This is a genomic window from Stenotrophomonas capsici (genome assembly GCF_034961085.1).
GTDB lineage: Bacteria > Pseudomonadota > Gammaproteobacteria > Xanthomonadales > Xanthomonadaceae > Stenotrophomonas > Stenotrophomonas capsici.
This window is the reverse complement of record NZ_JAYFUH010000064.1, coordinates 1-17,609: the sequence shown is the minus strand read 5'-3', so window position 1 is coordinate 17,609 and position 17,609 is coordinate 1. Positions and strand designations below refer to the sequence as shown.

At 68.6% G+C, this 17,609-nt stretch carries 20 protein-coding genes, 1 other RNA gene and 1 riboswitch; of the genes, 15 read left to right on the top strand and 6 right to left on the bottom strand.

What is annotated here, in order from left to right:
• Both VA603_RS05445 and ribD read left to right on the top strand, forming a co-directional pair.
• Nucleotides 1-468 (top strand): GNAT family N-acetyltransferase, encoded by a 468-nt coding sequence (locus VA603_RS05445; protein WP_323438185.1) that lies wholly within the window; start codon nt 1-3, stop codon nt 466-468.
• 117 nt (nt 469-585) lie between these two features.
• Nucleotides 586-1,671: a bifunctional diaminohydroxyphosphoribosylaminopyrimidine deaminase/5-amino-6-(5-phosphoribosylamino)uracil reductase RibD gene (gene ribD, locus VA603_RS05440; protein WP_313252721.1), complete on the top strand. Its 1,086-nt coding sequence runs from the start codon at nt 586-588 to the stop codon at nt 1,669-1,671.
• Between the two features lie 202 nt (nt 1,672-1,873).
• On the opposite strand, the gene VA603_RS05435 is transcribed toward ribD, so the two are convergent.
• Complete coding sequence (locus tag VA603_RS05435) at nt 1,874-2,491, bottom strand: outer membrane beta-barrel protein (RefSeq protein WP_132865010.1); 618 nt, start codon at nt 2,489-2,491, stop codon at nt 1,874-1,876.
• Nucleotides 2,492-2,648: 157 nt separating this feature from the next.
• Nucleotides 2,649-2,835: riboswitch (FMN riboswitch) on the top strand.
• A 75-nt stretch (nt 2,836-2,910) separates the two neighbouring features.
• Between VA603_RS05435 and VA603_RS05430 the strand changes: the two genes are divergently transcribed.
• The 9 genes from VA603_RS05430 (at nt 2,911) to VA603_RS05390 (ending at nt 9,569) form a co-directional block, all read left to right on the top strand.
• Nucleotides 2,911-3,513, top strand: coding sequence for a riboflavin synthase (locus tag VA603_RS05430; protein WP_323438184.1), 603 nt, complete (start codon nt 2,911-2,913; stop codon nt 3,511-3,513).
• Nucleotides 3,510-4,610, top strand: coding sequence for a 3,4-dihydroxy-2-butanone-4-phosphate synthase (gene ribB, locus VA603_RS05425; RefSeq protein ID WP_323438183.1), 1,101 nt, complete (start codon nt 3,510-3,512; stop codon nt 4,608-4,610). Before VA603_RS05430 ends, ribB begins: the two co-directional genes overlap by 4 nt.
• 264 nt (nt 4,611-4,874) lie before the next feature.
• Nucleotides 4,875-5,342, top strand: coding sequence for a 6,7-dimethyl-8-ribityllumazine synthase (ribH, locus tag VA603_RS05420; RefSeq protein WP_132865007.1), 468 nt, complete (start codon nt 4,875-4,877; stop codon nt 5,340-5,342).
• The gene (gene nusB / locus VA603_RS05415; protein WP_132865006.1) at nt 5,339-5,818 is read left to right on the top strand and encodes a transcription antitermination factor NusB; all 480 of its coding nucleotides are present in this window, start codon (nt 5,339-5,341) and stop codon (nt 5,816-5,818) included. The genes ribH and nusB overlap by 4 nt, the downstream gene beginning before the upstream one ends.
• A gap of 91 nt (nt 5,819-5,909) precedes the next feature.
• The gene (gene thiL / locus VA603_RS05410) at nt 5,910-6,902 is read left to right on the top strand and encodes a thiamine-phosphate kinase (RefSeq protein WP_323438182.1); all 993 of its coding nucleotides are present in this window, start codon (nt 5,910-5,912) and stop codon (nt 6,900-6,902) included.
• Nucleotides 6,903-7,070: 168 nt separating this feature from the next.
• The gene (locus VA603_RS05405) at nt 7,071-7,469 is read left to right on the top strand and encodes a roadblock/LC7 domain-containing protein (protein WP_132865004.1); all 399 of its coding nucleotides are present in this window, start codon (nt 7,071-7,073) and stop codon (nt 7,467-7,469) included.
• Between the two features lie 152 nt (nt 7,470-7,621).
• Nucleotides 7,622-7,984 carry a roadblock/LC7 domain-containing protein gene (locus tag VA603_RS05400; protein ID WP_132865003.1) on the top strand — a complete coding sequence of 121 codons (363 nt, stop codon included), beginning with the start codon at nt 7,622-7,624 and terminating at the stop codon, nt 7,982-7,984.
• 77 nt (nt 7,985-8,061) lie between these two features.
• Entirely contained in the window at nt 8,062-9,018 is a 957-nt protein-coding gene (locus VA603_RS05395; protein WP_323438181.1) for a hypothetical protein, read from the top strand.
• Nucleotides 9,015-9,569 carry a GTP-binding protein gene (locus VA603_RS05390; RefSeq protein ID WP_132865001.1) on the top strand — a complete coding sequence of 185 codons (555 nt, stop codon included), beginning with the start codon at nt 9,015-9,017 and terminating at the stop codon, nt 9,567-9,569. The genes VA603_RS05395 and VA603_RS05390 overlap by 4 nt, the downstream gene beginning before the upstream one ends.
• An 81-nt stretch (nt 9,570-9,650) precedes the next feature.
• Here the strand turns inward: VA603_RS05390 and VA603_RS05385 are convergent, their stop codons facing one another.
• From VA603_RS05385 to VA603_RS05370, 4 genes are read right to left on the bottom strand one after another with little or no spacing between them, the layout of a single operon-like run.
• The gene (locus tag VA603_RS05385) at nt 9,651-11,069 is read right to left on the bottom strand and encodes an FAD-binding oxidoreductase (protein ID WP_323438180.1); all 1,419 of its coding nucleotides are present in this window, start codon (nt 11,067-11,069) and stop codon (nt 9,651-9,653) included.
• Nucleotides 11,066-11,608 (bottom strand): metal-dependent hydrolase, encoded by a 543-nt coding sequence (locus VA603_RS05380; protein WP_323438179.1) that lies wholly within the window; start codon nt 11,606-11,608, stop codon nt 11,066-11,068. The genes VA603_RS05385 and VA603_RS05380 overlap by 4 nt, the downstream gene beginning before the upstream one ends.
• Nucleotides 11,608-11,985 carry a YraN family protein gene (locus tag VA603_RS05375; RefSeq protein WP_323438178.1) on the bottom strand — a complete coding sequence of 126 codons (378 nt, stop codon included), beginning with the start codon at nt 11,983-11,985 and terminating at the stop codon, nt 11,608-11,610. The genes VA603_RS05380 and VA603_RS05375 overlap by 1 nt, the downstream gene beginning before the upstream one ends.
• Nucleotides 11,975-13,699: a penicillin-binding protein activator gene (locus VA603_RS05370; protein WP_323438177.1), complete on the bottom strand. Its 1,725-nt coding sequence runs from the start codon at nt 13,697-13,699 to the stop codon at nt 11,975-11,977. Before VA603_RS05370 ends, VA603_RS05375 begins: the two co-directional genes overlap by 11 nt.
• A gap of 82 nt (nt 13,700-13,781) precedes the next feature.
• On the opposite strand from VA603_RS05370, the gene rsmI reads away from it, so the two are divergent.
• The 3 genes from rsmI (at nt 13,782) to rnpB (ending at nt 15,762) form a co-directional block, all read left to right on the top strand.
• Nucleotides 13,782-14,618 carry a 16S rRNA (cytidine(1402)-2'-O)-methyltransferase gene (gene rsmI / locus VA603_RS05365; RefSeq protein ID WP_323438176.1) on the top strand — a complete coding sequence of 279 codons (837 nt, stop codon included), beginning with the start codon at nt 13,782-13,784 and terminating at the stop codon, nt 14,616-14,618.
• On the top strand, nt 14,596-15,360 hold the full coding sequence (locus tag VA603_RS05360; protein ID WP_323438175.1) for a hypothetical protein: 765 nt from the start codon (nt 14,596-14,598) through the stop codon (nt 15,358-15,360). The genes rsmI and VA603_RS05360 overlap by 23 nt, the downstream gene beginning before the upstream one ends.
• A 49-nt stretch (nt 15,361-15,409) precedes the next feature.
• Nucleotides 15,410-15,762, top strand: an RNA gene (gene rnpB, locus VA603_RS05355) — RNase P RNA component class A.
• Between the two features lie 293 nt (nt 15,763-16,055).
• Here rnpB and VA603_RS05350 read toward each other — a convergent pair.
• Entirely contained in the window at nt 16,056-16,826 is a 771-nt protein-coding gene (locus VA603_RS05350) for an NRDE family protein (protein ID WP_323438174.1), read from the bottom strand.
• Nucleotides 16,827-17,146: 320 nt separating this feature from the next.
• Here VA603_RS05350 and mraZ point away from each other — a divergent pair, with 320 nt between their 5' ends.
• Nucleotides 17,147-17,602 (top strand): division/cell wall cluster transcriptional repressor MraZ, encoded by a 456-nt coding sequence (gene mraZ / locus VA603_RS05345; RefSeq protein ID WP_132864993.1) that lies wholly within the window; start codon nt 17,147-17,149, stop codon nt 17,600-17,602.
• The last annotated feature ends 7 nt before the right edge of the window (nt 17,603-17,609 follow it).

The following is a 17,609-nucleotide window of genomic DNA, read 5'->3' as shown; positions in this document are numbered from 1 at the left end:
ATGTTGATCGTCAATCTGCTTGACCGCCCCGAACACCTGCCGGCGCTGGCGGCTGCCCATGTGCAGGCCTTCGGCGGCCTGCTGCCCGATTGGACCGTTGCCCAGGCCGAAGCCGAACTGCGCGCGCAGCAGCGCGATGCCATCCCGTGCAGCTGGCTGGTCGAGGACGGGCAGGGCTGGCTGGGCTCGGTCAGCCTGCTGCATGACGACCACGAGCAGATCCGCGGGTGGTCGCCGTGGTTGGCATCGTTGTACGTGCAGCCCCGCGCACGCGGGATGGGCGTGGGTGCGGCGTTGGTACGGCATTGCGTCGCCCAGGCCGCTGCCCTGGGAGTGTCGACGCTGTACCTGTACTGCGAGGCGCCGATGGTGCCCTGGTACCAGGGCCTTGGCTGGCGGGTGCACGCCGAACTGCAGTTGGGGCCGTTGGCCATTACCGTGATGGAAATCCGGACGCGGCAAGACTGAGTCCCACGCATGGCCGGCGGGGCAGGTGGCGGCACGCGTAAACTTGCATGACAGGCACTCCGGATCGTCGTTCCCGCCGGTTGCCGTCATCGCACGCAGCATCCCTTGGAGTCCCGCATGAGCCCGTTCACCGCCACCGATCACCTGCTGATGGCCCGCGCGCTGCGCCTGGCCGAACAGGCGGCCTGGACCACGCGGCCCAATCCGATGGTCGGCTGCGTGATCGCGCACGGTGACGAGGTGGTGGGTGAAGGCTGGCACCAGCGTGCCGGCGGGCCGCATGCCGAGGTGTTCGCCCTGCGCGCGGCCGGCGAGCGCGCACGCGGGGCCACTGCCTATGTCACGTTGGAGCCCTGCGCCCATTACGGCCGCACGCCACCGTGTGCATTGGCGCTGATCGAGGCGGGCGTGGCGCGGGTGGTGGCGGCGATGGGCGACCCGTTCCCGGATGTGGATGGCGGGGGCTTCGCGCTGCTGCGTCAGGCCGGCATCGAGGTGGCGGTGGGCCTGATGGCCGACACGGCACGCGCGCTCAACCGTGGCTTCCTGTCGCGGGTGGAACGCGGCCGGCCGTTCGTGCGGGTCAAGTTGGCCGGCAGCCTGGACGGGCGCACCGCCATGGCCAATGGTGAGTCCAAGTGGATCACCGGTGAGGCGGCACGTGCCGACGTACAGCACTGGCGGGCCCGCGCCGGCGCCATCCTGACCGGTGCGGCCACGGTGCTGGCCGACGACCCGCAGCTGACCGCGCGCCCGGAACACGGCCAGTTCCTGCCGCCGCTGCGCGTGGTGCTCGATGCACGGCTGCGCACGCTCGAACGCGCGCGGGTGCGCGAAGGCGACGCACCCACCCTGTACCTGCACGATGCGGCACTGGCTGCGCCCTGCCTGGAAGGGGCGGAGTTCGCCACCGCGCCGTTGGGCGAGGATGGCCGCTTCGACCTGCATGCGGTGATGGCCCTGCTGGGCGCACGCGGCATCAACGAAGTCCATGTGGAAGCGGGCCCCACCCTGTGCGGCGCGTTGCTCAAGGCCGGCCTGGCCGACGAACTGCTGCTCTACATCGCCCCGCTGTTGATGGGCGACGGGGCCCGGCCGCTGCTGGCGGGCCTGGGCATCGAGCACATGGCGCAGGCGGTGCCGTTGGAGGTGGTGGATGCACGCAGGGTCGGCAAGGACCTGCGCGTGTTGCTGCGCCCATAGCCGCGCATCAGCGGTGGAAGCGCCTCCAGGCACGAAGCCGGGAAGGGCGCGGGCACCGGGAAGTCCAACCGCCTGCACTGCCAGATCGCTTTTTCTTCCGCGCACGGGAACCCCACGTGCTTCGCGGCCGGGGCCGCTCCTGTGCGCCTGAAACAACAACGGGGGCCTTGCGGCCCCCGTTGCATGCCGATCCCGGAGGGGATCAGAAGCTGGCGCGAACGCCAACCGAGTACTGGCTGACGTCGTCGAACAGCTGGATCTCGCCGACCAGGCCCCAGGTCTGGTTGAACTTGACCTGGCCGCCCAGGGTGCCGACGAACTCGGTGTCCATGCGGCTGCCATCGATCACGCCACCCTTGAGCCAGGCTTCGGTGCGCGGCGAGGGCTTGGCGCGGATGCCGGCGGTGATGCGGCCAGCGTTGACCGTGTCCTTGGCGCGCTCGTGGTAGCCATTGCCGCTGAGCTTGGCTTCCAATGCGACACGAACCCAGGCCGCGTCGGCGGTGAAGTCCACGCGATCGCTCAGGTTCATGTGGTAGCCAATACCCAGTTCCGGCTGGGCCAGCTCAACCTTCAGGCGGTAGCCGTCCTGCTTGTAGCTTTCGGAAACAGCGGAGTAGCCACCGAACACATTGACGTTCTTGGCGATGTTGTACGAACCGCGCAGGTAGGCACCGTTGGTCTTGGGATCGTCCAGGTCGTTGTCGTTGAGGCGGACCTGGGTCCAGCCGGCTTCGACGAAGGTGTAGCTCAGTTCGTCGGCGGCGGCGGCGAACGGGGTGGCGGCCAGCAGGGCGGCCAGAATCAGGGTCTTGCGCATGAAAATCCTCTTCAAATCCAGTGTGTATCGCCCGGCCCGTTGCAGGCCAGCACCGCAACCTCATGTCGCGGCGGCGGGAGTTTAACGAAATTTTGACGAGAATCCATCCGTTCAGACGGGGCTGATACAATGCGCGGGCCGGTTCGCCGGCACGTACAAACGTCTTCAGGGCGGGGTGTAACTCCCCACCGGCGGTAGGTTTGGCGCCCTTTCCGGGGTAGCCGGACGAGCCCGCGAGCGCTCCGGTCGGCCGGCACAAACATGTGCAGATGGCGGGCAGGAGGTCAGCAGATCCGGTCAGATGCCGGAGCCGACGGTCATAGTCCGGATGAAAGAAGACGGTGTCCCGGGCCCCTCGCAGGGTCCGTGCGCCTGTTTGCCTTGCGGCGTTTTTCGCTCACTTTTCGCGGAGAACGTTAGTGTTTACTGGAATCATCGAAGGCGTCGGCACGCTGGCCGCACGCGAACCCATCGGCGGCGACGTCCGCTTCACCTTCAACGTCGGCAACCTGCCGTTCGACCACGTGCAGATGGGCGAGAGCATCGCCGTCAACGGCGTCTGCCTGACCGTCATCGCATTCGACGCGCACAGCTTCCAGGCCGATGCGTCCACCGAGACCCTGTCCCTGACCACGCTTGGCATGTTGGCCGACGGCGCGGTGATCAACCTCGAGCGTGCGATGCGCCCGACCGACCGCCTCGGCGGGCACCTGGTCAGCGGCCACGTCGATGGGCTGGGCAAGGTGTTGTCCATCCATGAGGATGCGCGCGCGTTGCGCTGGCGCTTCGCCGCGCCCGAGCCGCTGCTCAAGTACATCGCCAGGAAGGGCTCGATCTGCGTGGACGGCGTCAGCCTCACCGTCAACGAGGCCGACGACGAAGGCTTCGAGGTCGCGCTGATCCCGCATACCGTCGCCAACACTGCGTTCTCGGCCACCGACGTGGGCAGCGCGGTGAACCTGGAAATCGATCTGGTCGCCCGTTACGTCGAGCGCCTGCTGGGCCAAGGAGCCGCACGATGAACTTCGCACCCGTTCCCGAACTGCTGGAAGAGATCCGCGCTGGCCGCATGGTGGTCATCGTCGATGACGAGGACCGCGAGAACGAAGGCGACCTGATCATGGCCGCCGAGCTGGTCAAGCCATCGGACATCAACTTCATGGTCACCCATGGCCGCGGCCTGGTGTGCCTGCCGTTGACCCGCACGCGCGCGGCCGACCTCGGCCTGGCGCCGATGGTGCAGGCCAATACCGCGCAGTTCCAGACCAACTTCACGGTCAGCATCGAGGCCGCCGAGGGCGTCACCACCGGCATCTCCGCGCACGACCGCGCCCACACCATCCGTACCGCGGTCAAGCCCAATGCCAAGCCGTCGGACCTGCACCAGCCGGGCCACATCTTCCCGCTGATCGCCCAGCCCGGTGGCGTGCTGACCCGCGCCGGCCACACCGAGGCCGGCGTGGACCTGGCCATGCTGGCCGGGCTGGAGCCGGCCGGCGTGCTGGTGGAGATCCTCAACCCCGACGGCAGCATGGCGCGTCGCCCGGAGCTGGAGGTGTTCGCCCGCGAGCACGGCCTGAAAATGGGTTCCATCGCCGACCTGATCGCCTACCGCCTGGCCACCGAGCACACCGTCGAGCGCGTGGACGAGCGCGACATCGACACCGAGTTCGGTGCTTTCAAGCTGGTCACCTACCGTGACCGCATCGCCAACGACCTGCACTTCGCGCTGGTCCGCGGCACCCCGGACAAGGACACCCCGACGCTGGTGCGCGTGCAGGTGGAAAACCCGCTGGCCGACCTGCTGCACTGGCGCCGCGACGACTTCGGCGTGGCCGCCACCGATGCGCTGCGCGCCATCGATGCGGCCGGTGCCGGCGTGATGGTGGTGCTGTCGGCGCCACGTGACAGCGGCAGCCTGCTGGCCCGCCTGCGCCAGCAGCCGGCGCCGGTGGTACCAGGCAAGGACAAGGACGTGGGCCAGTGGCGCCGCAACGGGGCCGGTGCCCAGATCCTGTCCGACCTGGGCCTGGGCAAGCTGCGCGTGCTGGGCACCCCGCGCCGGCAGATCGGCCTGGCCGGCTATGGGCTGGAGATCGTCGAGACCGTTCAGGCCTGAAGCCGGCGGGAGCGAGAGGGTGTCCAGCGGACAGGGCAACCCGTCCCCGACCCTTCCCTTGGCTTGCGCCAGCGGGAGGGGGCTGAAGCCGGCATTGCTGAACTCTGGCAGCTCGCTAGGACTACCCCCTCCCTTGCGCCGAAGGCGTAGGGGAGGGCTGGGGAGAGGTGTTATCCGCCTTGTCCCGCAGCCCAAGCACCGCCAAGCCCGCCCCGCACCGCCCGCGCACGTTAAACTTACCCACCCTCAGGATCCCCACACCCCATGAGCCACTACGAAGGCGACCTCCGCCCGGCCGGTTCGGCCCGCTTTGCCATCATCGCCAGCCGCTGGAATGCCCGCATCACCGACGTGCTGGTCGCTGGCGCCCGCCAGAGCCTGGCCGGCAACGGCATCGGCGAGGACGCCATCGACGTGGTGCGTGTGCCGGGTGCGTGGGAAATCCCGCTGGTCGCCGCCCGCCTGGCCGCCGCTGGCCGGCACGCCGCCATCATCACCCTGGGCTGCGTGATCCGTGGCGATACCCGCCACTACGAGCATGTGGCCGACCGCTGCGCCGAGGGCCTGATGCGCGCCCAGCTGGACTTCGGCGTGCCGGTGCTCAATGGCGTGCTGGCGGTGGAGCGGGTCGAGGATGCCGAGGCCCGCGCAGGCGGCAGCCACGGCAACAAGGGTGAGGAAGCCGCGTTGGCGGCATTGGAAATGGTCAATCTTCTGGAGCAGTTGCCATGAGCAGCAAGAACAACGGCAAGCCTGCCGGAAAGCCCGTCCGCCGCGACGGCATCGACCCGGTGCTGCGCTCGCGCGCCCGTCGTCGTGCCCTGCAGGCGATCTACGCCTGGCAGATCTCCGGCGGCAACGCCGAGTCGCTGCTGGCCCAGTTCGCGCACGAGCAGGCGCATGAAATCGCCGACCTGGCCTACTTCGAGAGCCTGCTGCGCGGCGTGCTCGACCACCGTCGCGACCTGGACGAGGCGCTGGCCCCGTTCGTCGACCGTGGCGTGGAAGAAGTCGATGCGATCGAGCGCGCGGTGCTGCGCGTGGCCGCCTACGAGCTGCGTTACCGCCTGGACGTGCCGTACCGCGTGGTGATCAACGAGGCCATCGAGACCGCCAAGCGTTTCGGTTCCGAACACGGCCACACCTACGTCAACGGCGTGCTCGACCGCGCTGCGGTGGAGTGGCGCAAGACCGAGTCCGGCCAGTAAGCCGACGGCGGCCTCGCCGCCGCCCGTGACCCATGAACACGCCGGGGCCGGCATCATCGGCACCGGCGTTTTCGTATCCAGAGTGCAACCCATGAGTCTTGACGAGTTCGGCCTGATCGATCGCATCCGTAGCCGCACCGGCGCACGCGCCGACATCGCGCTGGGCATTGGTGACGATGCCGCGCTGCTGCTGCCTGCGCCCGGGCAGCAGCTGGTGGTCACCGCCGATACGCTCAATGCCGGGGTGCACTTCCCGCACGAGACCCCGGCGCAGGACATCGGCTGGAAGGCACTGGCGGTGAACCTGTCCGACCTGGCCGCGATGGGCGCGCAGCCGGCGTGGTGCACCTTGTCGCTGTCGCTGCCCGAATCATCGGCCAGCTGGGTGGAGGGCTTCGCCGAAGGCTTCTTCGCGCTGGCCGACCGGCACGGGATGGCGTTGGTCGGGGGGGACACCACCCGCGGCCCGCTGGCGATCTCGATCACCGCGATGGGCCAGGTGCCCGTCGGCCAGGCGCTGCGCCGCGACGGCGCGCGGCCGGGCGACGATGTCTGGGTGACCGGCGTGCCGGGTGAGGCGGGCCTGGCGCTGGCGCTGTGGCAGCAGAGGCAGCTGGCGGTGGCCGGCCCCGTGGCCGAGCCGGCACGGGAGCAGCTGCGGTTGCGCCTGGCCAGGCCGACGCCACGGCTGGAGGCCGGCCTGGCGCTGCGCGGGCTGGCCAGTGCGGCGATCGATGTCTCCGACGGCCTGCTGGCCGACCTCGGGCATGTCTGCGCGCGCAGTGGGGTTGCTGCGGAGGTGATGGAAAGCAGCCTGCCGGCATCGCAGCACGCCAGCGAGCTGCAGCTCGGCGCGGCATTCGAAGGCCTGCGTGCAGGCGCCGGTGACGACTACGAGCTGTGCTTCACCGCGCCGGCGTCCGCGCGCGCGCAGGTCGCTCAAAGCATGGCATCGGTAGCAGTTCGGGCTACCCGTATTGGCTATATTCGAACCGGAAGCGGGGTCCGGCTGCTCGACGGGGAGGGCAAGGCAGTCTCCAGGGAGCGGTCGGGGTTCAATCACTTTTCGATTGGGGGGCAATAGGAAAAGCCCGTTTTGAACGATGAGAAATGCCGTTCACATCGTGTCCACGTATTCATACATACCATCAACAACGTGATCGATGTCGCGTTTTTCGTTCCTGCTGGGTGCGACGCGATTAACAGGGGATCGTGAATGGAAATGGCAACGCTTGAAAAGGTCAGGGCGAAGATGAGCGATGTAGGTTCGCCATCGGTGACCGTGGACGGCCCTGCGCTGGAAGCGGCACTGGACAGCGTGATGGAAGGCAGCGCTGGCATTTCCATGTTGTTGGTGTCCACGGCCGATGGCCGTGCCATCGCGCACCGTTCCCGCAACAAGCTCGACCCGCGACGTCTGTCGGCGATGAGCAACTCCTTCCTGACCCTGGGTGAGACCCTGTCGCGTGAGCTCGGGCTGGCAACGGCCGACTACGTGACCATGTCCACCGCGCAGGGCAGCATGGTGTTGGTCCGCGTCGATGCCGACCGTCCGTACACGCTGGCGGCATTGGGCCATTCCGATACCTCGCTGGCGATCCTGCTCTACGCGGCCCGCGATGCCGCGGCCCGCATCAAGGCCCTGCTGTAACCCCATTGGCTGTAACGCATCTGTGCTACAGGTCTTCCGGCGTGCCGGAGGACCGGCCCGGGTCGACGGGCTTCGCCTCGACCAACCGTGTTGCCTTTCCGGGGAAGGACTGGGCGGCACGTCATCAAGATCACTGAACCTTGGAGATGAACATGGCTGGAAACGTAAAGCTCGACAAGTTGAATGAAATCGCCGGTTTCGTCGGCGCTGCCCTGGTCGACAGCGACAGCGGCATGGCCCTGGGCATGCTCGGCGGCGGTCCGCTCAACCTGGAAGTCGCTGCGGCAGGCAACACCGAAGTGGTGCGCGCCAAGCGCCGCGTCGCCGCGTCGCTGGGCATCACCGAGGCGATCGAGGACATCCTGATCACCCTGACCAAGCAGTACCACCTGATCCGCCCGCTGGAAAGCAACCAGGACCTGTTCCTGTACGTGGTGCTGGACCGCTCGCGCGCCAACCTGGCCCTGGCTCGCCACGAGCTGAAGTCCTTCGAGCAGACGCTCGACTTCAAGTGATCGACCGATGCACCGCTGCCCCGTGACGGGGCGGTGGTGCAGTTGATGCGCTTCGACGCCCAGGCCTGATCGATACGATGAGTGCACCCGCCCGCAAGATCTCCGCCGCCGTGATTGGTTGCCAGGGACTGGATGTCCTGCACGTCATGCGGCTGAAGGTCGCCAGTTCGCTGTTGATGGCCGAGTACATCCAGGCCGACGTGCAGGAATGGAACCAGCAGAAGGTGGACCTGCTGGTGGCCAGTGCCGACGACAGCCGCGGCCAGGAGCTGCTGCGCGAGGCCGACCGGAAGGGGCTGCCGGTACTGGCGGTCACCCGCAACGTCCTGTCCAGCCTGAGCGTGCCGGGCGTGGCCTATGGCGCCAGCGTCCGCGAGATCTTCCAGCAACTGCGCCAGCTCCTGCTGGCCGCGGACAGCAGTGGCGAGCGGTTCCGCCCGCGTACCCTGTTCCGCAGCCTGGAAGAGGCCAGGGGCAAACCCTGCCTGCTGCACATGGGCCTGGTGAAGGTGGTGGTCGATGCCGACCAGACCCAGGTCATCCTGCTGCGCGACATCCCCTACGAGAACTGCCTGCGGGCGGCGGCCGAAGCCGGTTGGACGCTGTCGCTGCTCGACGGCGACACGACGCTGGAGCAGTGCATGTCCGATGCGGTCGGGCAGCACCCGTTCGAGGATTTCTGCTGGCGGGCGGCGGTGCTGAACAGCGAGCCGCTGCTGCCGGTGGACCTGCAGGGCCATTGCCGGCTGCGCGGTTGGCCCGAGGTGGAGACCGGCAGGCTGCCGATGCAGTGGCTGCTGCCGATGGCGGCGATGATGATCCGTCCATGGCGGCCGGATGAGCTGGCCCAGGCCACGGGTACGTCACTGGACGACGTTGCCCGTATCATGGGGGCCGCTGCCTGCACGCACCTGCTGGATACCTCCAGCGCGCCGGTGGCCACTCCGCGCGGCTCCGGCAACAAGGTCTCCGGCTTCTTCTCGCGTATCGCAAAACGGTTCGGGCTCAATTTTTCCAAGGGGCTTCAGGTCTGACGGCTATGGCAACCAAGCTGGTATTTGTCGGTGAAATGGGTGCGGGAAAAACGACCGCGATCAGGTCGATCTCGGACATGGAACCGATCAGCACCGAAATGCCGATCAGTGACGAGGCGGCACTGGAGGCGTTCGAGGACAAGTCGCATACCACCGTGGCGCTGGACTACAGCTCCATCGAGCTGGGCGACGGCGAACTGCTGCATGTCTACGGCGTGCCGGGCCAGGCCTACCTGGATTTCATGTGGCCGATCGTCGCCGAAGGTGCGATTGGCGTGATCGTACTTGTGAGCGCACTCAACCCGCGCGCGCTGCCAAGTACGCTGACGCTGCTGGAACACTTCCGTGCATTGGCGCCGGAGGCCTGCTTCGCGGTGGGCATCACCTGCCAAGACCGCGAACCGGCGTTCCGCTTCACCGATTTCCGCAACGCGCTGTCCCAGGCAGGCCATCGCCTGCCGGTGATGTGGGTGGATGCGCGTGAGGCCAGCCAGGTCGATTTCCTGGTCAAGGCACTGCTGTCCTGCCGCTACGCTGAAGCGGTGGCGTAACACCACCGACCTACGATTCCCCGCCACGCGCGACGGCGCATGCAGGCGCGCCGGTCGCCGTGCGTGTGCGGGGGCAATGTCTCAGGGGAAGTCCGTGCCCTGGTGCCCATGGGGAGTGGGCACCAGGGGCGGCATTACCTTCCCCGGGTTGAGGATGCCGGCCGGGTCCAGCGCCTGCTTGATCGCCTGCATCGCGGCCAGCGTGCTGGCGCTGAAGGCCTGGGCCATGAAGTCGCGCTTGGCCAGGCCGATGCCGTGCTCGCCGGACAGCGTGCCGCCCAGCGCCAGCGTCAGCGCGAACACCTTGGGCAGCGCGGCATGGGCGCGGGCGCTCTCGCCGGCGTCGTCCGGGTGGTAAAGGATGTTGACGTGCAGGTTGCCGTTGCCGGCATGGCCGAAGGTGACGATCGGCAACGCCGCTTCCCGCGACAGCTGCTGCACGCCCTCCACCAGTTCCGGGATGCGCGACACCGGCACCACCACGTCCTCGTTGATCTTGCCCGGCGCGATGCTCTTCAACGCGGGGGAGAGCGCGCGCCGCGCCGCCCACAGCCGGTCGCGGGCGCTGCCGTCGGTGGCCACGTCCAGTTCCAGCATGCCATCGCCTTCGGCGGCCTGGGCCAGTGCATTGAGCAGGTAGGGCAGGGTGTCGTCGTCGCCGTCGGCCTCGATCAGCAGCATCGCGCCGGCATCGGGCACCTGCGCACCATTGCGGCGCAGCAGTTCGAGGCTGCGGGCATCCATGAACTCCAGCATGGTCGGTGTCACCGGCTGCGCCATCACCCGCGACACCGCCGCCGCGGCCGACCCGGCGTCGCGGTACAGCACGCGCAGGCCGGCCTGCGCGCGCGGTCGCGGCGCCAGCTTGAGGGTGGCTTCCACGATCAGTGCCAGCGTGCCTTCGCTGCCGACGATCAGGTGGGTCAGGTCGTAGCCGGTGGCGTCCTTGGTATACGGGCCGCCGCAGCGGATCAGCGCGCCGGTGCCGGTCACCGCGACCAGCCCGAGCACGTTGTCGCGGCTGGTGCCGTACTTCACCGCGCGTGGGCCGCCGGCATTGCAGGCCAGGTTGCCGCCGATGCTGCAGATCTCGGCACTGGACGGGTCCGGTGGCCAGAACAGCCCATGCGGCATCAGTGCCTGCTGCAGGTCGCCGTTGAGCACGCCGGGTTCGACCACCGCGCAGCGGTCGCCCGCGCGAATGTCGAGGATGCGGTTCATGTGCACGAAGGACAGCACCATGCCACCGGCGGTGGGCACCGCGGCACCGGTGGTGCCGGTGCCGGCGCCACGGCCGACCAGCGGCACGCCATGGTCGTGGCAGGCACGCACGATGGCCTGCACCTGTTCACGGTTGCGCGGCAGGGCCACGCCCTGCGGCAGGGCGTGCCGCCAGGAGTTGTCCTGCGCGTGCGCTTCCAGCGCGGTGGCATCGGTGCGCCAGTCATCGCCGAGCAGTTCGGACAGGGTGGCGTGGAAGGCGGGCGGCAACGGCGTCATGGGGATGTCTGATCGGTGGGGGCGCGGTGCTGGACCAGCTTCCAGCCCAGCACGCAGGAGAACAGCGGCAGCCATACCCAGCGCAGTTCCGACAGCACGGTCTGCAGCCCGCGGGCGCTGAAGAAATTATTGGCGAAGGGCGAAACGCGGATGGGGCGCCACGGCGCGAACAGGCGCTGCTCGCTCCACGGCCACCACAACGCCACGCCCAGCCCGCCCGAGGTGAAGGCGTCCAGCAGCGGATGCGACAGCGCGCAGGCGGACACGAACGCAGCCGCCTGCACCCGGCTGGCGCGTAGCCACGGCGACAACGCGCATGCCACCAGGCCCAGCACGGCGGCGAACAGCAGCGAATGGCTCGCGCCGCGATGACCGAAGGCATCGGCATAGGGAATGTGCAGGGCGAAGGCGAGCACATCGGCATCGGGCAGCATCGCCGCCGCCACGCCGGCACCGAGCAGGCGGGCGGAAATGCGCCCGCGTTCGCTCGCGCACCACAGCGCCAGCGGGACCGCGGCATGGGTGAAGACACTGGGCATCAGCAGTCGTCGGCGCGGAAGGCGTCGCGGATCCAGTGCAGGCGCGGGGGCTCGCCACTGGCTTCGACCACGTCGAATCGGCATGGCAGGCGTGCCAGCGCGTCGTGCTGGGACAGGTACAGCTGCGCGGCATGCAGCAGGCGGCGGCGCTTGCCGGCATCGACCGAGGCGGCGCCGCCACCGAATGCGCTGGAGCGACGGTAGCGGACCTCGACGAACACCAACGCGCCTTCGCGGCCGGCCTCGCGCATCACCAGGTCCAGTTCGCCGCCCCGATAGCGGACATTGCTGGCCAGCCAACGCAGGCCGGCCTGTTCCAGGTGCGTGCGCGCGGCAGCTTCCACCGTCGCGCCACGCCGGGCCTGGTCAGCGGCCATCACCGATCGGGGTCGGGCGGCCGCCGCTGAAGGTGGACCATGCCGGCGTGCGCAGCACGTTGCCGAAGCCGTCCAGGTGCAGTGCGCCGGTGGCACCGCTCAGTCCGCCGTTGGTGCTGGTGGCCAGCTTTTCCAGGTAGGCGGTGATCTTCCAGGCATCGAAGCCGAAGGCGAACAGGCGGGCGGCACCGCCACGCGCGGTCGGCAGGGTGCTGGCCAGGCTGCTGGCGGCCGGCAGGCCGGCCACGCCGCGCGTGGTCCATGCCTCGCTCGGATAGATGATGCCGTCCAGCGCGGTGTCTTCCTCGGCCTTGCCGGTGTTGTTGACCAGCTGCGAGGTGCCGACGCGGCTGACCCCGGCCAGGCCGGACAGCGCCAGCTGGGGGGCCAGTGCGCGCGCCTGGTTGCCCTTCACCGCCAGGAACACCGCGTCCACGCCGGCGGCCTGGCGCAGCTGCGCGCTGATGTCGCCGGGGGCTTCGCCGACATTGATGCTGGCGGCGAGCTTGCCGCCGCGTTCGGCGAAACGCTCCTTGAACGCGGCGCTGGCACGGCGGCCGCTGTCGTCGTTGCTGGCGATCACCAGCACGTTGCCGCGCTCGCGGCCGAGCAGGTATTCGGCGGCCATGATGCCGTCGTCTTCCGGGGCCAGCGAGAACGCGGCGCTGCCCGGCGGCGGTGCATCCTTGCCGCGGTTCAGGGCCAGCAGCGGGACCTGCAGCGGATCGCGGTGGAACAGCGCATCGACCTCGTCCCGGCCCAGCGGGCCGACCACGAAGTCGGCGCCGGCGGCCACGGCCTTGTCATAGGCGGCGATCGCACCGGCGGCGGTGCCGCGGGTGTCCAGGAAATCGATCTGTGGGCGGCGCCGGCCTTCGCCGTAATAGCCGGCCAGCAGGCCATCGCGCACCGGCGCGGCCGCGGTGGCCAGGTTGCCGGTCAGCGGCAGCAGCACCGCGAGCTTGACCGGCGGACGGTAGCCGTCGACGTCGGCCGGCGGGCGCTTGCCGGTATCGACCTGCCACGCGGCATCGCGGTCGAACGGACGCGGCAGCGGCAGGCCACGGCCGAGCAGGGCGCGCCCGGCGTGGTTGTACAGCGGGTCGCCGACCGGCAGTGCGGCGGCGCGGCTGGACAGGGTGGCATCGTTGATGCCGGCCAGCAGGCGGGTGATGGCGCGCTGGTTGTCGCTGCGCGCGGTGCCGCTGAGCAGCACGCCGGCGCGGGCACGCTCGGCGGCGGCGGCGAACGCATCGCCGGTGGCCTCCAGCGCCTGCGCGCGGGCCAGCAGCCAGCGCGTCTGCAGCGCGGGCGGCAACGGGTCATTGCTGCCGGTCAGCGCCTGCAGGGCCACCGCCGGCTGTTGCCCGGCCAGGGCCTGCTCGGCCAGCATCAGGTGATACCGCTGGCGGGTGGCACCGCTGAGCTGGCGCACCTGCACCTGCGGGATCAGCATGCGCGCACGCGCATCGTCGCCGGCGTCGTGCCAGGCAAAGGCGGCGTCGGCCAGCAGCATCGACTTGCCCGCACCGCGCGCCTGCGCGGCCTGGGCTTCCAGTTGCTGCGCCGCTTCGCGCGGCTTGCCCTGCTCGAGCAGGGCGATGGCGGCCTGCTGGGCAGGCGACGTGGTCGGCGCCACGCTGGTGGTGGCGCAGCCCACGAACAGCAGCATCGACAGTGACAGGGCGGAAATCCGAGCGGCTTGCTTGTTCATTTGAGGTCCGTTCGACGGGGGCGCGGCGGTGCCGGGCGGGGGAAACGGTAGGATTCTACCCTTGCCCATGGAAATCCCGATGATGAGTACCACCGTTGCCACCTTGTATGTCGTTGCCACGCCCATCGGCAACCTGGCCGACCTGAGCCCGCGCGCGCAGGAGGTGCTGCGTTCGGTGGCGGCGATCTGCGCCGAGGACACCCGTCATACCGGGCAGCTGTTGTCGCATTTCGGCATCAGCAAGCCGTTGGTCGCGCTGCACGATCACAACGAGGAAGCGATGGCGCAGCGCGTGGTCGCGCGCCTGCAGGCCGGCGAATCGCTGGCCGTGGTCAGTGATGCCGGTACCCCGCTGGTCAGCGACCCGGGCTTCCGGCTGGTGCGCGCCGCGCGCGCGGCCGGCATCAAGGTCAGCCCTGTGCCGGGGGCCTGCGCCGCCATTGCCGCCTTGAGCGTGGCCGGCCTGCCCAGCGACCGCTTCGTGTTCGAAGGCTTCCTGCCGGCCAAGGCGGCCGCGCGCCGCGACCGCCTGCAGCGGTTGGCCAGCGAGACCGGCACGCTGGTGTTCTACGAGTCCTCGCACCGCATCGCCGAATCGCTGGCCGACATGGCGATGGCATTTGGTGCGGAGCGGCCGGCGGTGGTCGCGCGTGAGCTGACCAAGCTGTTCGAGACCGTGCTGGATGGCTCGCTGGCGCAGCTGCTGGCCACCGTGCAGGCCGACGAGAACCAGCGCAAGGGCGAGTTCGTGGTGATGGTGCAGGGCGCCGGCGACGATGAGGCGGCCAAGGTTGCCGAAGGTCGCCGCCTGTATGCCAGGCTCAACGAGCACCTGCCTCCCTCCACCGCCGCCAAGCTGGCGGCCGAACTGAGCGGTGCGCCGCGCAAGGCCTTGTATGGACAGGGCGGCAACGACTGAGGCGTGGTGGGCGGCGGCCGACGCCGCCAGCCTGCGCGGGCAACTGGACCTGCGCGAGCATCCATTGGCCGTGGCCACGGGCAGCCAGGCCAAGGAGCAGCGCGAACGCTGGATGATGACCCGCTGGCTGACTGCCTGGTCCCCGCACTTGGCGTACCCGGTGCAGGTGCACAAGCGCGAAAGCCCGGATTTCCTGGTCGATACCGGAACCGGGCGGGTGGGCGTGGAATGCATGGAGGTGGTGCCGGAGAGCTTCAAGCAGCTGCAGGCCAAGCTGAGCGGTATCAACTCCGGCTGGGTCCGCCCGGCGGCGCATCACCGTCAGGGGGATGGACGGGCGGAGTGGGACAGCCCGTTGATGCGGCAACTGCTGGCCGATACCTACGAAGGCAGTCCCTGGATCGGCGATGAGCCGGAGCGGCTGTGGGTGGAGGTGATGCGCTGGGCGGTGCAGAAGAAACGCGAGGTGCTGCACAAGCCGGCGTTCGCGGTACAGCCGTGCAACGTCCTGCTGCTGTACGACAACTGGCCGCTGCCGCCGGTGGCGTTCATCGAGGACGTCGCCGAGGAAGCACTGCGGGACTGGGGGGGGGCGGCGCTGGATGCGTTGTCGGCGCAGTTGATGGCCAGTGACGCGCATGCCGACTTCCAGCAGGTCGACATCCTGCGCGAAGGCTGGCTGCTGTCGTTCACCACCACTGGCGTGCAGCGCATGCGCTATGTGCCGCCCGTGGCCGGATGAACGAAGCGTCGGGCAGAAACCCTGCTGGACGTGCGACAATGCGCGCGGCGGAGTCGGCCAGACAGTCGCGTCATTCCTTCGGGAATGCCGAGGAAAGTCCGGGCTCCACAGGGCAAGGTGCCAGGTAACGCCTGGGCGGCGCGAGCCGACGGACTAGTGCAACAGAAAGATACCGCCTACGTCTCCTTCGGGGGGCCGGTAAGGGTGAAATGGTGCGGTAAGAGCGCACCGCGAGTCTGGCAACAGACCGGCACGGCAAACCCCACCTGGAGCAAGACCAAATAGGGACCTCATGACGTGGCCCGCGTCGGGTCCGGGTAGGTTGCTTGAGCGTCACGGTGACGTGGCGCCTAGAAGAATGACTGTCCACGACAGAACCCGGCTTATCGGCCGGCTCCGCCGCTTTCCTCGCCTGCCTGGCGAGCAAAGCCCCAAGGTTCCGCGGCGCGGAACCTCGGGCCCCGGGCCTCTGCCTACCCAATTCCCCGCGCCTGTCGGCGCGCCCCCTTTACTAAAGGGGGCTTCCTGCTGCTGTGGGATGGCTTGGCTCGCTTCGCATCGCGGCAGGGCACCGAAAAGCGTGCATGCCAGGCTTCAGTTCCAGGAATGCGTGATCCACCGAGCCCCTCTCCCGTCCACGGGAGAGGGTTGGGGTGAGGGCGGCTTCTGGCAAACCCCCGGCAAACCCCGCAGCCTCACTCCCGGCCCGGTGACACATCCACGCGCTGCTCGCCCAGGTGCACGCCGTCCGGCCCGAACCGGCGCTCATGGATGAAGCCGCGGCCATCATGGTCGATCGCGACCACCGTGCTGGCGCGGGTGCCATAGTCACGGCCACGGATGAACGCGCTGGAGAGCATCCGCTCCAGTTCCAGTGGTACGCCGGTGGCCGGCAGTTCCGCGTCCGGCGGCCGCGTCTCATCGGCAAGGGCCTGCCAGATCACGTCCAGCGCCTCCTCGCCGCTCTCCAGCCAGCCGTCCAGTACCTGCATCAGGCGACGGGTCTTGGGCCAGGGCGCGTCCAGCGCGCCGTTGGACATGCCGTGGATGCCCGGTTGCAGTACCCGATGGGCCGCGGGGCGGTTGCCCAGGTAGGCGCAGTGGTCCGCATCGGCGACCAGCAGGTTGAACGGGGCGAACTCGGCCGCACGCAGGGCCAGTGCGTCGGTATAGGCGGTGGCACCGGCATTGCCCTCCAGGTAGCCGGCGATCAGCTCGCCCCGCGAGGGGCCGCCGGTTGCGGCGGTCGGATCACGGACATTGGTGACCACGGCGGCGTGCCCGTTGCCATTGATTCCCATCCAGCTGCCGCCCGAGCGCAGGTCGCGCCCGGCGATCACCGCTGCCGGGGAGTCCGGCCAGGCGTGCAGGGCAGCGGTCGGGCGGGCGTGGAACTCGTCGCGATTGCCGGCCATCAGCAGGCGCCAACGGGGATGGCATTTCCAGGCAAGGGTGACCAGGCACATGCACGGAGTGTGCCTGTTTGCGCAGTTGCCAGCCATGCCCGCCTGAATGGCAAGGTAGCCACCGGCGTGATTTCACATGGCCTCTACAGTGCTGAATTTCATGGAAATCTCAAAATTTGAGACGAAACAGCAACTTGTGGATAAGCCTTGAACAAGTCTCTAAACATTGCTGCAAGCTATTGATGCTTATGGCGATTTTGTGCACGGAAAGTTGTTGACAAGCGAAGGTCGGCTGCTAAGGTGGGCATCAGAGGGAAAACCGGGTTTTTTGTGGTTTTTCGTGGTTCAATGACCCCCTGGGCAAAAGCGGACAAACAGGTATAGCCGTCGTGTTTCAAGGCGAGACTGCCATCACGGTTGACGACAAGGGACGCATGGCGGTGCCAACCGCCTACCGCGACCTGGTCGCGCGCGTGAGCGGCAATCGCCTGGTACTGACCTACAACCCGTTCGAAGCCGGTTGCCTGTGGTTGTACTCAGAGCAGGAGTGGGAACGGGTGCGGGACGATGTGATGGCCAAGCCCAACACGCAGCGCGTGGTGCGCACCCTGCAGCAGAAGCTTGTCGGTTCGGCGGCCCATCTGGAACTGGATGGCAATGGCCGCATCAGCCTGCCTTCCAGTCACCGCAATGCGGTGGGCATCGAGAAGAAGGCCGTGCTGATGGGAATGGGCGACAAGTTCGAACTTTGGAGCGAGCAAGCGCATCGCGCACTGATCCAGCAGACATTGTCTGACGAGGATCTGGGCGATGGGCTGCTCGACTTGAAGTTGTGAGCCGGGG

Bases quoted from the DNA above. Each gene is read 5' to 3' on its own strand.
- VA603_RS05445 (WP_323438185.1), top strand. From the start codon at position 1: ATGTTGATCGTCAATCTGCTTGACCGCCCCGAACACCTGCCGGCGCTG.
- ribD (WP_313252721.1), top strand. From the start codon at position 586: ATGAGCCCGTTCACCGCCACCGATCACCTGCTGATGGCCCGCGCGCTG.
- VA603_RS05435 (WP_132865010.1), bottom strand. From the start codon at position 2,491: ATGCGCAAGACCCTGATTCTGGCCGCCCTGCTGGCCGCCACCCCGTTC.
- ribB (WP_323438183.1), top strand. From the start codon at position 3,510: ATGAACTTCGCACCCGTTCCCGAACTGCTGGAAGAGATCCGCGCTGGC.
- ribH (WP_132865007.1), top strand. From the start codon at position 4,875: ATGAGCCACTACGAAGGCGACCTCCGCCCGGCCGGTTCGGCCCGCTTT.
- nusB (WP_132865006.1), top strand. From the start codon at position 5,339: ATGAGCAGCAAGAACAACGGCAAGCCTGCCGGAAAGCCCGTCCGCCGC.
- thiL (WP_323438182.1), top strand. From the start codon at position 5,910: ATGAGTCTTGACGAGTTCGGCCTGATCGATCGCATCCGTAGCCGCACC.
- VA603_RS05405 (WP_132865004.1), top strand. From the start codon at position 7,071: ATGAGCGATGTAGGTTCGCCATCGGTGACCGTGGACGGCCCTGCGCTG.
- VA603_RS05400 (WP_132865003.1), top strand. From the start codon at position 7,622: ATGGCTGGAAACGTAAAGCTCGACAAGTTGAATGAAATCGCCGGTTTC.
- VA603_RS05395 (WP_323438181.1), top strand. From the start codon at position 8,062: ATGAGTGCACCCGCCCGCAAGATCTCCGCCGCCGTGATTGGTTGCCAG.
- VA603_RS05385 (WP_323438180.1), bottom strand. From the start codon at position 11,069: ATGACGCCGTTGCCGCCCGCCTTCCACGCCACCCTGTCCGAACTGCTC.
- VA603_RS05380 (WP_323438179.1), bottom strand. From the start codon at position 11,608: ATGCCCAGTGTCTTCACCCATGCCGCGGTCCCGCTGGCGCTGTGGTGC.
- VA603_RS05375 (WP_323438178.1), bottom strand. From the start codon at position 11,985: ATGGCCGCTGACCAGGCCCGGCGTGGCGCGACGGTGGAAGCTGCCGCG.
- VA603_RS05370 (WP_323438177.1), bottom strand. From the start codon at position 13,699: ATGAACAAGCAAGCCGCTCGGATTTCCGCCCTGTCACTGTCGATGCTG.
- rsmI (WP_323438176.1), top strand. From the start codon at position 13,782: ATGAGTACCACCGTTGCCACCTTGTATGTCGTTGCCACGCCCATCGGC.
- VA603_RS05360 (WP_323438175.1), top strand. From the start codon at position 14,596: ATGGACAGGGCGGCAACGACTGAGGCGTGGTGGGCGGCGGCCGACGCC.
- VA603_RS05350 (WP_323438174.1), bottom strand. From the start codon at position 16,826: ATGTGCCTGGTCACCCTTGCCTGGAAATGCCATCCCCGTTGGCGCCTG.